Genomic DNA, 14,484 nt, shown 5'->3' with positions numbered 1-14,484 from the left:
TCGACACAGGAAAATCCCGCCAGCCCTGGCAGCGAGCGGGATGTCTGGGTTGGTTTGCTGATGCCGCCTCCCCGCATCGGGGGTTCAGCCGAAGCGTCCGCTGACGTAGTCGAGGGTCGACTGCTGGCTGGGGGAGTTGAAGATGTTCTCGGTCTCGTTGAATTCCACCAGATAGCCCACCTTGCCGGTGCCACCTTCAACGGCCTCGGCATTGAAAAAGGCCGTCATGTCGGCGACACGCACCGCCTGCTGCATGTTGTGGGTGACGATCATGATCGTGTAGCTGCGCTTCAGTTCGTGCATCGTCTCCTCGATCTTGAGGGTCGAGATCGGATCGAGGGCCGAGCAGGGTTCGTCCATCAGGATCACCTCCGGTTCGGTGGCGATGGCCCGGGCGATGCAGAGGCGCTGCTGCTGGCCGCCGGAGAGGGAGAAACCGCTTTCCTTGAGCTTGTCCTTGCACTCGTCCCAGACGGCCGCCTTGCGCAGGGAACGCTCAACCAGTTCGTCCATGTCGCCCTTGTAGCCGTTGATCCGGGCACCAAAGGCGATGTTTTCGTAGATCGACTTGGGGAAGGGATTGGGTTTCTGGAAGACCATGCCGATGCGCCGTCTCACCTCCACCGGATCCACCCGCCTGTCGTAGAGATCGTGCTGATCGAAGATCACCCGGCCCTTGAGGCTGCAGCCTGGAATCAGGTCATTCATGCGGTTGAGGGCCCGCAGCACCGTGCTCTTGCCGCAGCCCGAGGGTCCGATGAAGGCGGTCACCTTGCCCTTGGGCAGATCCATGTAGACGTTCTTGACCGCCTCGAAGCTGCCGTAGGAGATGGTGACGTCCTGCAGGGACATGCAGACGTCGCTGGCCACGGTGGAGGAAGGGGAAGCAGTCATGTCAGGGATGGGGTGAGACGGAGCCGGAGGGGATGGGGAAGGAGAGGACGTCAGGTGCGCGACACCCGGCTGATCCAGCGGGCCAGCAGGTTGGCGCCGAGAATCATGATCACCAGCACGAAGGAGGCGGCCCAGGCCAGCTCGTTCTGGGCCTCATAGGGCATGATCGCGAAGTTGAAGATCAACACCGACATGGTGGCGATCGGATTGAACAGCCCCTCGGGCCAGAAGGGGGAGAACAGGGCGGTGAAGATCAGCGGAGCCGTTTCGCCGGCGGCCCTGGCGATCCCCAGCACCACCCCGGTGGCGATGGGGGTGAAGGCGGCCGGCAGGGTGATCCTGGTGATGGTCACGAAGCGGGAGGCGCCGACGCCGTAAGCCCCCCAGCGCAGTTCCTGAGGCACCAGCAGCAGGCCCTCGTAGGTGGTCTTGATCACGGTGGGAAGCATCAGCACCGAGAGGGCGATGCCGCCGGCCATGGCGCTGAAGCTCTGGTCGAAGAAGATCCGGGTGGCGACGATCAGGGAATAGATGAACACGCCGCAGATGATCGAGGGCACCCCGGCCAGCACGTCGTTGCCGAAGCGCACGAAGCGGGAGAACCAGCCATTCTGGGCGTACTCGGAGAGGTAGACACCGCCCCCCACCCCCACCGGAATGGCGATCAGGGAGGCGACCAGGGTCACCACGATGGTGCCCAGGATGGCGTTGCCGATGCCGCCGCCTTCAAGGCCGGGGGCCGGGGGCAGTTCCGTCAGCAGTTGAAGGCTGAGCAGCCGCCCCCCCTGGAACAACACGTAGATGATCACCAGGAACAGGGGAATCACCGCGACCACCGCGAAGAATCCGGCGATGGCGGTGGCGATCTGGTTGAAGCGGTTGCGCTTCAGGGACGGGTCGTAATGGAGGGTGAGCCGTTCCGTGAAGTGACGGGTCGTCGGCGGAGTCGAGACGGACATGGCCAGGGAACGTCGTGAACGCGGGTGGGTGGGATCGGAAGGGTTGCGGCTCAGTAGCGCAGGCTGAGGCGCCGCACGATCCACTGGGCCATCACGTTGACGACGAAAGTGAGGATCATCAGCACGACGGCCGCGTACATCAGGGCAGAGACCTGGATGCCATCCGCTTCGCCGAACTGGTTGGCCAGCATCGAGGAAATGGTGTTGCCCGGGGCCAGGAGCGAGACGCTGAAATTAAGGGAGTTGCCGATGATCATCGTCACCGCCATCGTCTCGCCCATGGCCCGGCCGAGGGAGAGCATCACACCGCCCATGATCGAGGAGACGGCGGCCGGCAGGATGACGTTGAAGATGGCGCCCCAGCGGGTGGTGCCCACCCCATAGGCCCCCTGGCGCAGCTCGATCGGCACCTGGTTGAGGGCATCACGGGAGATGGCGGTGATGATCGGCAGCACCATCACCACCAGGATCAGGATCGCCGGCGCCGTGCCGGGACCCTGGGGTGCGGTGGCGAAGAACGGTGTCCAGCCCAGGCTGGAGTGGAGAAAGCCAAGGAAGGGGCGGATCGCCGGCTCCATCACGAAGATGGCCCACAGACCGAGCACCACCGAGGGAATGGCGGCAAGCAGTTCCACCATCAGGCCGATCAGATCCCTGACGCCACGGGGGAGCAGGTCCTCGGTGATGAAAATCGCCGTTCCCAGACCGATGGGCACGGCGATGAGCAGGGAGAGGATCGAAGTGACGAGGGTGCCGTAGATGGCGATCAGGGCCCCGTAGTCCTCGTTGACGGGGTCCCAGGCGGAGGTGGTCAGGAACCTGAGGCCGAAGGTGGCCATGGCCTCCTTGGCGCCGCTGAACACCGTCACGAAGATCGCCACAAGGACGATCCCCACCGAGGCGGCCAGCACGAGGGTGAGCTGGCGGAAGCCGATGTCGACCAGCTTCTCCTGGGGTGGCCGCCGTCTGAGGGTGAACGCGTCGGTGGAGGGGGTGCTCCTCATGCAGCAATGATGCCGGTCGGCATGGACGTTGCACCTGATCTCAGCACGAGTTTCAGTCGGCCCGTTTAAGCTCGGTTTAACGGTCGACGGGCTCCGGTAGCGTTGGGCCGCCATCAGGACTTCCATGGGGCGCATCGTCGGCATCGATCTGGGCACCACCAATTCGGTGGTGGCCGTGCTCGAAGGCGGCAGGCCCCAAGTCATCGCCAATGCGGAAGGGGGGCGCACCACCCCTTCGGTGGTGGGGTTCAGCCGTGACCAGGAGCTGCTGGTGGGCCAGCTGGCCCGGCGCCAGTTGGTGCTCAATCCCCGCAACACCTTCGCCAACCTCAAGCGCTTCGTCGGCCGCAGCTGGGACGAACTCGACGAGGGCAGCCTGGGCGTGCCCTACAGCGTGCGCGCCAACGACCAAGGCAACGTCCGCGTGATCTGCCCGGCCACGGAGCGGGAGTACGCCCCCGAGGAGCTGGTGGCCTCGATCCTGCGCAAGCTGGTCGACGACGCCACCACCTACCTGGGCGAAGCGGTGGAGGCGGCCGTGATCACGGTGCCGGCCTACTTCAACGATGCCCAGCGCCAGGCCACCCGCGACGCCGGTCGCCTGGCGGGCATCACGGTGGAGCGGATCCTCAACGAACCCACCGCGGCGGCCCTGGCCTACGGCTTCGATCGCAGCACGGTCAAGCGGGTGCTGGTGTTCGACCTGGGCGGCGGCACCTTCGACGTCTCCGTGCTGCGCATCGCCAACGGCGTCTTCGACGTGATGGCCACCAGCGGCGACACCCAGCTGGGTGGCAATGACTGGGACCGCCGCATCGTCGACTGGGTGGCCGAGGCCTTCCTCGCCGAGCACGGCATCGACCTGCGCCGCGACCGCCAGGCCCTGCAGCGCCTCATCGAGGCCGCCGAGAAGGCCAAGCAGGAGCTCTCGGGCGTGCAGAGCACGCCGCTGTCGCTGCCCTTCATCGCCACCGGACCCGACGGCCCCCTCCACATCGAGACCACCCTGGAGCGGGGCACGTTCGAAGGCCTCTGTCCCGACCTGCTCGACCGGTTGCTGCGCCCGGTCCAGCGGGCCCTGCGGGATTCGGGCCTGAGTGCCGACGCCATCGACGATGTCGTGCTGGTGGGCGGCTCCACCCGCATGCCGATGGTGCAGGAGATGGTGCGCACCCTGATTCCGCGGGAGCCCTGCCAGTCGGTCAACCCCGACGAGGTGGTGGCGATCGGCGCGGCGGTGCAGGCCGGCATCCTCACCGGCGAGCTGCGCGACCTGATGCTCAACGACGTCACCCCCCTCTCCCTCGGGCTGGAGACGATCGGTGGGGTCATGAAGGTGCTGATTCCCCGCAACACCCCGATTCCGGTGCGCAAGTCGGATCTGTTCAGCACCTCGGAGGCCAATCAGTCGTCGGTGGAGATCCATGTGCTGCAGGGGGAGCGGCAGATGGCCGCCGACAACAAGTCCCTCGGCCGCTTCCGCCTCTCCGGCATCCCGCCGGCCCCCCGCGGCGTGCCCCAGGTGCAGGTGTCCTTCGACATCGATGCCAACGGCCTGCTGCAGGTGTCCGCCACCGACCGCACCACCGGGCGCCAGCAGAGCGTCTCGATCCAGGGGGGCTCGAACCTCAGCGAGGAGGAGATCAACAAGCTGCTGGAGGAGGCGGAGCGCAAGTCGGTGGAGGATCGCCGCAAGCGGGCCGTCATCGACCGCCGCAACCGCGCCCAGACCCTGGTGGCCCAGGCCGAGCGGCGGCTGCGGGATGCCGCCCTGGAGCTGGGCCCCGCCGGTGCCGACCGCCAGCAGCGCGCCGTGGAGCTGTCCCTGCGTGATGTGCAGGATGTGCTGGCCCAGGAGGACCCCGCCGACCTCGAGCTGGCCGTGAGCCAGCTGCAGGAGGCCCTCTTCGGCCTCAATCGCCGCCTGCTGGGGGAACGGCGGGCGGAGAGCGGCCCGCTCCAGGGTCTCAAGAACACCCTGGGGTCCCTCAAGGACGAACTCTTCTCCGACGACGACTGGGACGACTGGGGCGGATCGGGCCGCTCCGACCCCTGGTCGAGCCCGCCCCGGCCGCTGCAGCGGGATCCCTACCCCCTTGGCCGCTTCGCCGAGCGGGAGGCCGGCTACGACGACGACTCCCGCCGCTGGGACAACGGACGCTCCTGGGATCGTCAGGAGTCCTACGACCGTGAGGTCTCCGGCGAACGGCACCGCCCACGCCGCGGCGGCCGCTACGACCAGGACGATCCCTGGGCCGACGGCTGAGGGTCGTGAGCCAGTCCCCCACCTCGGACCCGGTGGCCAGCGCCGCCCGTGATCACTGGCAGGTGCTCGGCCTGGCTCCGGGCGCCGACGCCGCCGGCATCAAGCGGGCCTTCCGCCAGCAGGCCCGCCGCTGGCACCCGGACCTCAACGGCAACGACCCGGTGGCGGAGGCCCGCTTCAAGGAGGTCAACGAGGCCTACGCGGTGCTCTCCGATCCGGTCCGCCGCCGCGCCTGGGAGGCCGGTGAGGGTCAGGACAGCGCCGGGCTCGACAGCGACCCCTTCGCCTCGGGCTTTCCCCGCTTCGAGGACTACCTGGCGGAGCTGTTCGGCCAGGAGCGCCGCAGCCCTCGCGACTGGGAGGAGGAGCCCGTCGAGGAGGAGCCCGCCGCGGCCGGCGAGGTGGCAACGGCGCCGGCCTCACCGCCACCGGTGATGGCCGCCACCGACGAGGAAACCCTCGTGACCCTCACCCCGGAGCAGGCCCTCAGCGGACAGCGGCTGGAGCTGGAGCTGCGCGACGGCACGGTGGTGGAGGTCTGGACGCCGCCTCTGGCGGGCGATGGCTGGCGGCTGCGGCTGGCCGGGGTGGCGGCCGGCGGGGCCGACCACTTCCTGCAGCTGCGGGTGCGCACCGAGGAGGGCCTGCGCATCGACGGCCTGCGGGTGAACTATCAGCTCGATCTCCATCCCGCCGATGCCGCCCTCGGCTGCCAGGCGGTGGTGCCCACCCTGGAGGGTCCCGTGCGGCTGCGGGTGCCGCCCGGATCCTCCAGCGGCCGGCTGCTGCGGCTGCGGCAGCGGGGGCAGCGCCAGGGGGACCAGCGGGGCGACCAGCTGGTGGAGGTGAGGATCCTCGTTCCGGAGCGGCCGACGGAGGCGGAGGAGGCCCTGTTCCGGCGCCTGCGGGAGCTGGACCGGGAGCAGAACGGCCCCAGGGACGGGGACTGAACCGCCCATCGACCGCCAACGGATGAGACACTGGCCTGCGCCCCACCCCTGACGATGTGACAGACGGCGGTCTCCCACCCAACCCGGTGCATGTCCTGCTGTTCGATCCGGGCAGTGACCAGGAAGGCATCCACTCGCTCGAGCTCGGCGGCCGCACGGTGGTTCTGTTGTTCGAGAACCCCGACGACGCTGAGCGCTACGCCGGGCTGCTCGAGGCCCAGGACTTTCCGGTGCCCTGCGTTGAGGCCCTCAATCGCCAGGATCTGGAGGATTTCTGCGCCGAGGCGGGCTACGAGGCCCGCTTCGTCCCCGCCGGCTTCATGCCCGAGAGCGAGGAGGAGCGGCTGCTGCTCGCCCCGCCCGAACGCAACATGGAGGTGACGGGCTGGAAGGAGGAGCCGACGGCCGCCGAGGTGGAGGACCCCCATGGCCCCGCCGGCGATGCGGAGCTGGAGGCCTTCCGCCGTCGCCTCGAAGGTCTGCTTTGAGCGGCACCGGCGACGACAGGGGCCACCTGCTCACCGAGCGGCCTAACCCCGCCAGCGAGACCCTCGACCAACTGCCGACGGCGAGCCTGGTGGAGCTGTTCTGTGCCAACGACCTGCTGCCCCAGCAGGCGGTGGCCGCCGCCGCGCCGGCCCTGACGGCCGCCATCGACGCCATCGCGGCACGCCTGGCGCGGGGCGGGCGCCTCTTCTACCTGGGGGCGGGGACCTCGGGACGGCTGGGGGTGCTGGATGCGGCGGAGTGTCCGCCCACCTTCTGCAGTCCCCCGGAGCTGGTGCAGGGCGTGCTCGCGGGTGGCGCCGCGGCCCTGCTGCGCAGCTCCGAAGGGCTCGAGGACCTGCGGGAGGCGGGCCGCGACGACCTCATCCAGCGGGGCTTCGGCCCGGATGATGCCCTGGTGGGCATCGCCGCCGGCGGCACCACCCCCTACGTCCTGGGGGGACTGGCCCACGCCCAGGCGATCGGGGCCCTCACCGTGGCCATGGCCTGCGTGCCCGCCCAGCAGGTGCCGATGCCCTGCGACATCGACATCCGCCTGCTGACCGGGCCGGAACTGCTGACCGGCTCCACCCGGCTCAAGGCTGGCACCGCCACCAAGATGGCGCTCAACATCCTCTCCACCGGCGTGATGGTGCGCCTGGGCAAGGTCTTCGGTAACCGGATGGTGGATGTGGCCGTCACCAACAGCAAGCTGGAGGACCGGGCCCTGCGCATCCTTCGGGATCTGGCCGGCGTTCCCCGCGAGCAGGGACTGGGCCTGCTGGAGCAGGCCGGGGGGTCGGTGCGGCTGGCGCTGCTGATGGCCGCCTCCGGCCTCGAAGCCGGGGCGGCCCGTGCGGCCCTGGAGAGCCACGGCCCCGGCCTGCGCCAGTGCCTCGAAGCCCTCGAGGTCAGTCTGCCGCCGTCGTCGCCCCCTCTTCGCTGAACGGTCCCCAGTAGGGGGCGGTGAACAGCTCGGTGCGGCGCCGGGTGGCCGGCGGCACCTGGGCGGCCGGGGTCATCAGGGCATCGCGCAGGGCCTGGTGGGCCGGGCTGGGGGGCCGCAGGGCCTGCACCCGCTCGGCGGCGAGCCGCACGATCTGCTGGGCCAGGGCCGCATTGGCCCGGAGGTTGTCGATCACCAGCTCGACGGTGACGGCGTCATGCATCGCATGCCAGCAGTCGTAGTCGGTGACCATCGCCAGGGTGGCATAGGCCATCTCCGCCTCCCGGGCCAGCCGTGCCTCGGTGTGGTTGGTCATGCCGATCACCGTGCAGCCCCAGGAGCGGTAGAGCTCGGATTCCGCCCGGGTGGAGAAGGCCGGCCCCTCCATGCAGAGGTAGGTGCCGCCGCGGTGGAGCTGGCGCCCCTCCGGCATCAGGCTGTCGCTGACGTCGCCGAGGACCCGGGAGAGCACGGCGCAGTAGGGGTCCGCATTGCCGACGTGGGCCACCAGGCCCTCCCCGAAGAAGGTGAGCGGCCGCTGCATGGTGCGATCGATGAACTGATCGGGCACCACCATGTCGAGGGGCCGCACGTTCTCCTGGAGGGAACCCACGGCGGACACCGACAGGATCCAGCGCACGCCGAGGGAGCGCAGGGCCCAGAGGTTGGCCCGGTAGGGGACCTCGCTGGGGGTGAAGGTGTGGTGACGGCCGTGCCGGGCCAGGAACACCACCTCCAGATCGCCGATGCGGCCGATCCGCAGGCTGTCGGAGGGGGCTCCGTAGGGGGTGTCGACCGTCAGTTCGCGCACGTCCTCGAGGCCCTCCATGGCATAGAGGCCGCTGCCACCGAGCACCCCGAGGCGGGCCCGGGAAAGGTCGGACGTCGGCAGACCGCTGGCCTGGGTCGATGGGGAAGGGGGCTCGGTGGTGGCCATGGATGCGGGGTGCCCTGGACGGATACAGTCGAAGTTTGCCTCCTCGACCGTGCCCAAGGCCCTGATGGACACCGACGCCGGACTGATCACCATCGATCTGTTCGACGCCGATGCCCCCGGTACCGTCGCGAACTTCGTGAAGCTCTCGAAGGACGGCTTCTATGACGGCCTGGCCTTCCACCGGGTGATCAACGGCTTCATGGCCCAGGGAGGTTGTCCCAACAGCCGCGAGGGTGCCCGCGGCATGGCCGGCACCGGTGGCCCCGGCTACACGATTCCCTGCGAGATCAACGCCCAGAAGCACAAGGCCGGCAGCCTGTCGATGGCCCATGCGGGCCGCAACACCGGTGGCAGCCAGTTCTTCCTGTGCCATGGTCCCCAGCCCCACCTGGATGGCCAGCACACCGTGTTCGGCCACACCGAGAACATCGATGTGGTGCTGGCCCTGAAGAACGGCAGCCGGATCCGCAAGGTGACGATCGAGGACTGATCGAGGACCAGGCCGCGCCAGGCCTCACCGATGCTGCGCGACTGCGTCGGCTGGCCTGGCGATCACGTTTTCTGATCGATGCGATGGCGCTGCAGGCGTCCAGGCCCCTGAGTCCGCCCTTCCCACCCCAGGGATCGGGCGCGGCAGGGGCTGTGGACGATTCAGGGGCATGGCGCCCCGGTCCACGATGGCGTTCGGGACGGGGAGGATTGTCCGCTCCACGGGAGGGAGCACCGTCGACGCCGCCGGCGGTGGGTGATGAACGGCTGAATCAGTAACAACCAAGACAGATCAACCGATCTGCGGGGCTGCGACGCGGCCGGAGTCCAAGTCCATTGGACGGCTGTGGCATGGCGTTCATGGGCTTCGGACGCTCCCCTCGGCTCTCGTGGAGGATGGAAATGATGGCAGCTCGGGGGATAGATCCTGATTCGGCACATCTCCCTTTCCCTGATCACTACCCCGCTGCTGATAAGAGTCACGGCATGTTGAGCTCATGCAGATCTGCAGCACATAGGCTGACTCGTAACTATTAGGCACATCATCTTCCGGGGTCGAGGAATGACAACGGTGGTAGGAATGAAGAGCGGCCCGGCTGAGCATCTCTGCCTTGCCCTCCTGGGATTACAGGACATAAAGACCCTTCATCCTCACGACTCATGACCGCCACCAACATCACCCGCACTGTCGGGATCGACAAATCCTCCATTGAAGTCGGCACCAGCACAACGGTGACGGCGTCGGCGGATTCCACCACACCCGCCATTGATGACGTCGTTTCCGGCGACGCCAGTGCCACGGCGGCCACCACGGCCCAGGCCGCCATTCTCAACAGCCGCATCAAGATCGGCACCTCCGGCACACTGAATGCCGTCGAGGAGGGAACGGTGGGGGCCGCAGCCACCACCACCAGCGGCAATGCCACGGCCAGCGCCAGCAACAACGGCCCCACCGGCGGGATCATCAACACCTGGCACCATCCCAACCAGATCCAGGTGGGCACCAATGCCGTGGTGTCGTCCACCGCCACCAATGACGCCCTCGCGGTGGCCGAAGCGGTGGACGGAGCCTCCAGTGCCTCGGCCAATGCCGGCAAGGTGTTCGGCCTCAAGAACGTGGGACTCAATGCCGGCCAGGGCACGAGCCTGGCGGCCAGCGCCACCGGGACCAGCACCGCGGCGGCCGAATCGGTGGGACTGCCGCCGGGAACGGGAGCGTCCAACGCAACGGCCGGTGCCTACGACGCCAAGGTGGTGGGCATCTACGCCAGCGGTGCCAAAGGCGGCGAGGTGCCTCCCCCGACCGATGAGGACGCTGCGAGCGCGTCCAATGGCGGCGAGAAGAAGCCCCTGACGATCTCCTTCGGCAGCACCGGAACCGTCTCGGCCTTCGGCACGGGCGCCTTCGACGCCTCCGCCACCAGCGTGACCGGGGCGGCTGACGCCCAGAGCCGGGCCAAGCTCGTGGCCGGCATCGCCGTCGGCCGCGACCGGTTCTCCAACTCCAACGGCGCCAGCGAGAGCCAGAGCGCACCGGAGATGACGTCCCCGGGTGGTCTGGTGATGAGCTTCGGGGAGAACGGGGCGGTGGCCGCCCAGGGCTCCGTGGGCAACGGCGGTGTGGGTGCCAGAGCGACGGCTGAAACGGTGACCGGCCCGGCGGCCGCCACCGTGGGCATCAAGACCATCGGCGGCATCGTCGATGTCAACCGGCTGGGCAATCAGAGCCTCTCCAATGGCCCCGGCTCCAGCTCCATCCTCACCGTCGGCAAGGACGGTGACATCCAGGCCGCCGCCGTGGGCAACAGCGCCGCCTCCGCCAAGGCGGTGACCGCCCCTGCCAACGTCGACGTGTCGGCCACCACCAACCACAACAACGTGGTCGGCATCGCCATCGACAAACTGGCCATCGGCGAGAACGCCACCCGCCTGTTTGCCCAGGGCTTCAGCAAGCAGGCGGCCACGGCCCAGAGCACCACCTCCGGCGGTGATCCGATCGCCAGTGCCGCCAATGGCGACTTCGTCGCCGGCGTGCACGCCACCACGATCACCGTGGGCCGCAACGCCACCGACCCCGTGGCCGATGCCTCGCTCAACGCCAGCGCCACGGCCGGTGCCGTCACCACGACCTCCGGCAGCACCGCCCTGGCCGGCAACGGTTCCACGGTGGTGGGCTTCAACCAGAGCAGCCTCGCCATCGGCGAGAACGTGCTTGGAACCGGCGTCTTCAGGGCCACCGCCGCCTCCGATCTGGCTGCCGGCGCCACCGCCACCACCGGTGACACCACCGCCCGGGCCGGCGGCAGCGGCTCGAGTGTGATCGGCCTCAACGCCTCTCCGGTCACGATCGGCAAGGCCGGCAGTGTGGCGGGTTCCGCCAGCGGCACCGTGGGGGCCACCGCCGCCTCGGTGACCGGCGACGCCGTGGCGGAGGCCGCGCAGAAGGCGCGTGGGATCAAGGACAGCAAGATCGCCATCGGCACCGACGGCAACGCGACTGGCACCGCCGGCCTGACCGGTACGGCGTCGGCGACCACCACCACCGGTGACGCCGACGCCGCCACCGATCTGTCCGCCAAGGGGATCGACAACGACGTCACGATCGCCATCGGCAAGGCGGGCAACGTGACCGGCACCGCCACCGTCACCGACAGCCGCACCCTGGCCTCCGCGGTGACCGGCGCCACTGATGCCAGTTCCGACCTCAAGGCGATCGGCATCCACCTCGGCAACACCAAGGTCACGATCGGCACCATCGGCAACGCCACCGGCACCGCCACGGCGGCCGCCCCCAGCGTCCTGTCCACCACCACCACCGGTGATGCCAGCGTCGGGGTCGAGCAGACCGCCATCGGCATCAAGGGCAGCGGCTACGACGGCATGGGAGCCCTCAGCAGCTCGGGCGGCAGCGCGATCAGCGCAGGCCTGGCCGGCAACGTCATCGGCCGGGGCACCGGCAGCGCCCTCGGCACCGCCAACACCATCACGGGCGACGCCCTGGCCGGTACCGAGGCCTTCATCGCCGGCATCAAGAAGGTCGACCTCTCCGCCGACAACGTGACCGCGGAAGCGCAGGGGACCTACGGGACCAATGCGATGGCCGTCACCGGTGATGCCACCGCCAGTTCCGACGTGAAGGTGGCAGGTCTGCTGGGGAACTGGAACAACGCCAGCCTCAACGGCGATCTCAGGGCCACGGCGCGTCTGGTGAACGAGGTGATGGCCTCGACCACCACCGGGATGGCCACCGCCACCGCCAACAGCGATGTGGTGGGCATGAGCGGCTACCAGATCAACATCCTCCAGAGCGGCAACATCACCGCCTCGGCGGTGAGCGAGACCCTGGCCCAGGCCTCCACCGTGACCGTCTGACGTCGCTGCGGAGCGATCTCTCCTCCGGGGCCGGATCCACCGATCCGGCCCCTTCCCCTGACTCTCTTCCGGTCCCTGCGCCCCGTTGCCCCATGGCGATTCCACCCATCACCACTGCCCTGTCGCGGGCCCTGGCCCTGCGGCTCGACCAGGGCAGCACCTATCTCGGCGGCAGCCTCCAGCTCACCATCGCACCCAGTGCCCAGGCCAGCAACCGGGTGGTCCTGCCGGCGCCGGAGCCGGTCGGCTCCATCGCCACAGCCCTTGGCCTGGGCCTCGGCTCCAGCCGGTTCCTGGCCAGTCCCGCCGACGCCGCCTTCTTCGACAGCCCCGGTCTGTCGATCGTCACCGGGGGTGGCGCGATTGCGGGAACGGCGGCCGCCACGGCCACCACGGTCGGCCGCAACACCAATCTCGCCGATGCCACGGCCACCAACATCGGCCTGGCCAACCTCGACGTGGTCACCCGCGGCGGCGGCGCCCTGCGGATCGGCACCCCCGCCGACCCCCTGCGGGCGGCGGCCTCGGCCGCGACCCGGTCCCTTCTGCCCGCCGGGGGCCTTCCGTCACTCACGGCCCAGCTGTCTGCCCTCGCCACGGTGCGGGGGCTGGAGGGTGCCCCGTCCGCCGATTCCCCCGCAACGGGCGCCCTCCCCACCTTCTTCGGCCAGCCCAACGCCGCGGTGCTGGCCTCCGCCACCCTTGACGCCGATCCGGGGCCGACGACCAGCGCCGCCCGCGCCGTGGCCGATGCCAGGGGCATCGAGGGCTACCGGGTGATGGCCCTGCCGGCGGCGGCGCCGGGGTCCGCGGCCCAGATCAGCGGCATCGCGGCCGCCAGCCTCTCCCTGGCGGGCGCCCCACCCAGCGGGGCCCAGCCGGCCGAGCTCTCGGCGACGGCCATCGGCATCGATCACGCCGTCCTGCGGGGGCCTGTGACTGGAGCGGTGAGCGTTCAGGGATCGGGCCTGGCCCAGCTCGACACCGCCAGCACTCCGCCACCCGGATCCCTGCGGCTGAACAGCCTGCAGGGCATCGGTCTGCTGGCCGTCGATCTCCAGAGCAACGGCGGTGCGCCCATCACCAACGAGGGGGCCACCGTGGTGGGCATGGGGGGCTTCGCGTCGCCCGGAGGCAGCGGATGGCTGCCGGCCATGGACGCGGCGGGCATTGATCGCTCCACGATCCTCACCGGCTCCGGGAACGACGTGGTGATGGGCCGCATCCACACCGAGCAGAGCTCGGGGCTGGACGCCGACGGTGACGGCGTTCAAGAAGCCGATGTGTTTCTGGATGCCTCCGCCCTGATCGGCGGGCCCGGTGGCTTCGACGGGATCCGCGACAGCCGGATCAACACCGGACTGGGGGACGATGTGGTGGTCGGCGCCGCCAGCCGCAGCGGGATCGAGGCCGGCGGCGGCGACGACGCGATCCTCCTCGACCGTGCCCGCAGCTCCTCCCTCGATGGCGGCTTCGGTGACGACGCCATCGCGGTGATGGGCCTGGCGCTCGCCAACAGCCTCCAGGGCGGTTTCGGCAACGACAGCCTGACGGTCGCCGCCGGCGACGGCAACCGCCTGGACGGCGGCTTCGGCCAGGACCTCACGGTCGGCGGGACTGGCTCGAACACCTTCCTGCAGTCGAATGCGGGTTCGGCGCTCGATGCCTCCAGCAGCGACGCCTTCGCCCAGCGACTGGCGGATCCGGCGTTCTGGGGATCGCTGGGGAACCAGCAGAAGCAGGAGCTCTGGGAGCAGGGCGCCCTGGTGCAGGGCGGCCAGACGCTGGGACTCCTGGACACCATCAGCAACTTCGACGCTGCCCGGGGCGACGTCCTCGAACTCAGCAGCACCCTGGGCTCCCTCACCCAGTCCCTCTGGCAGAGCCAGGGGGCGATCTTCGGGATCCAGGGCGGCCAACTGGTGGTGCGTGACGGCCCCCAGAACAGCCAGATCGGCGTGGTGGTGGGAAGCCTGGCGGACATCCGCTCCCTCGGCATCGGCTCGCCCTCGCTGGCCTACGCCACCGACACCCGCCAGCTGCTGTTCGATGCCGACGGCGACTGGTCGAAGGGCAGCCGCAGCCTCGGCACCGTGACCATGGCCGATCCGGGCGCCCTCACCAAATCCAGCATCCAGTTCGGCGGCGGCGGCTGAACCGGGGCGATCGCGCCCGTTCCCA

11 protein-coding genes are annotated in these 14,484 nt (G+C 69.4%); 7 read left to right on the top strand and 4 right to left on the bottom strand.

Annotation, left to right across the window (positions count from 1 at the left end):
* Nucleotides 1-84 precede the first annotated feature (84 nt).
* Genes pstB through pstC form a run of 3 tightly spaced genes read right to left on the bottom strand, consistent with a single transcriptional unit; the run spans nucleotide 85 to nucleotide 2,857 of the window.
* Entirely contained in the window at nucleotides 85-894 is an 810-nt protein-coding gene (gene pstB / locus H6G99_RS01585; protein ID WP_094584610.1) for a phosphate ABC transporter ATP-binding protein PstB, read from the bottom strand.
* Nucleotides 895-944: 50 nt separating this feature from the next.
* The gene (gene pstA / locus H6G99_RS01580; protein ID WP_094584609.1) at nucleotides 945-1,853 is read right to left on the bottom strand and encodes a phosphate ABC transporter permease PstA; all 909 of its coding nucleotides are present in this window, start codon (nucleotides 1,851-1,853) and stop codon (nucleotides 945-947) included.
* 50 nt (nucleotides 1,854-1,903) lie between these two features.
* Nucleotides 1,904-2,857, bottom strand: a complete 954-nt coding sequence (gene pstC / locus H6G99_RS01575) for a phosphate ABC transporter permease subunit PstC (protein WP_190609470.1) — start codon at nucleotides 2,855-2,857, stop codon at nucleotides 1,904-1,906.
* Between the two features lie 124 nt (nucleotides 2,858-2,981).
* Here pstC and dnaK point away from each other — a divergent pair, with 124 nt between their 5' ends.
* From dnaK to murQ, 4 genes are all read left to right on the top strand, one after another.
* Nucleotides 2,982-5,123 carry a molecular chaperone DnaK gene (dnaK, locus tag H6G99_RS01570; protein ID WP_190609468.1) on the top strand — a complete coding sequence of 714 codons (2,142 nt, stop codon included), beginning with the start codon at nucleotides 2,982-2,984 and terminating at the stop codon, nucleotides 5,121-5,123.
* A gap of 5 nt (nucleotides 5,124-5,128) precedes the next feature.
* Entirely contained in the window at nucleotides 5,129-6,073 is a 945-nt protein-coding gene (locus tag H6G99_RS01565; protein WP_190609466.1) for a DnaJ domain-containing protein, read from the top strand.
* A gap of 86 nt (nucleotides 6,074-6,159) precedes the next feature.
* Nucleotides 6,160-6,561, top strand: coding sequence for a DUF3110 domain-containing protein (locus H6G99_RS01560; protein ID WP_094584604.1), 402 nt, complete (start codon nucleotides 6,160-6,162; stop codon nucleotides 6,559-6,561).
* A complete protein-coding gene (gene murQ, locus H6G99_RS01555; RefSeq protein ID WP_190609464.1) occupies nucleotides 6,558-7,505 on the top strand; it encodes an N-acetylmuramic acid 6-phosphate etherase in 948 nt (315 codons plus the stop codon). The genes H6G99_RS01560 and murQ overlap by 4 nt, the downstream gene beginning before the upstream one ends.
* On the opposite strand, the gene mtnP is transcribed toward murQ, so the two are convergent.
* Nucleotides 7,471-8,442 (bottom strand): S-methyl-5'-thioadenosine phosphorylase, encoded by a 972-nt coding sequence (gene mtnP / locus H6G99_RS01550; RefSeq protein WP_190609462.1) that lies wholly within the window; start codon nucleotides 8,440-8,442, stop codon nucleotides 7,471-7,473. The two genes, murQ and mtnP, sit on opposite strands and share 35 nt — an antisense overlap.
* A 49-nt stretch (nucleotides 8,443-8,491) precedes the next feature.
* On the opposite strand from mtnP, the gene H6G99_RS01545 reads away from it, so the two are divergent.
* The 3 genes from H6G99_RS01545 (at nucleotide 8,492) to H6G99_RS01535 (ending at nucleotide 14,459) form a co-directional block, all read left to right on the top strand.
* Nucleotides 8,492-8,932 (top strand): peptidylprolyl isomerase, encoded by a 441-nt coding sequence (locus tag H6G99_RS01545; RefSeq protein WP_094584601.1) that lies wholly within the window; start codon nucleotides 8,492-8,494, stop codon nucleotides 8,930-8,932.
* Between the two features lie 659 nt (nucleotides 8,933-9,591).
* Complete coding sequence (locus tag H6G99_RS01540; protein ID WP_190609459.1) at nucleotides 9,592-12,303, top strand: beta strand repeat-containing protein; 2,712 nt, start codon at nucleotides 9,592-9,594, stop codon at nucleotides 12,301-12,303.
* 92 nt (nucleotides 12,304-12,395) lie between these two features.
* Nucleotides 12,396-14,459, top strand: a complete 2,064-nt coding sequence (locus H6G99_RS01535) for a calcium-binding protein (RefSeq protein WP_190609458.1) — start codon at nucleotides 12,396-12,398, stop codon at nucleotides 14,457-14,459.
* The last annotated feature ends 25 nt before the right edge of the window (nucleotides 14,460-14,484 follow it).

Source organism: Synechococcus sp. FACHB-909, assembly GCF_014698945.1.
GTDB lineage: Bacteria > Cyanobacteriota > Cyanobacteriia > PCC-6307 > Cyanobiaceae > Cyanobium.
Note: the sequence above shows the minus strand (reverse complement) of the source record. Positions and strands in the feature narration are given on the sequence as shown.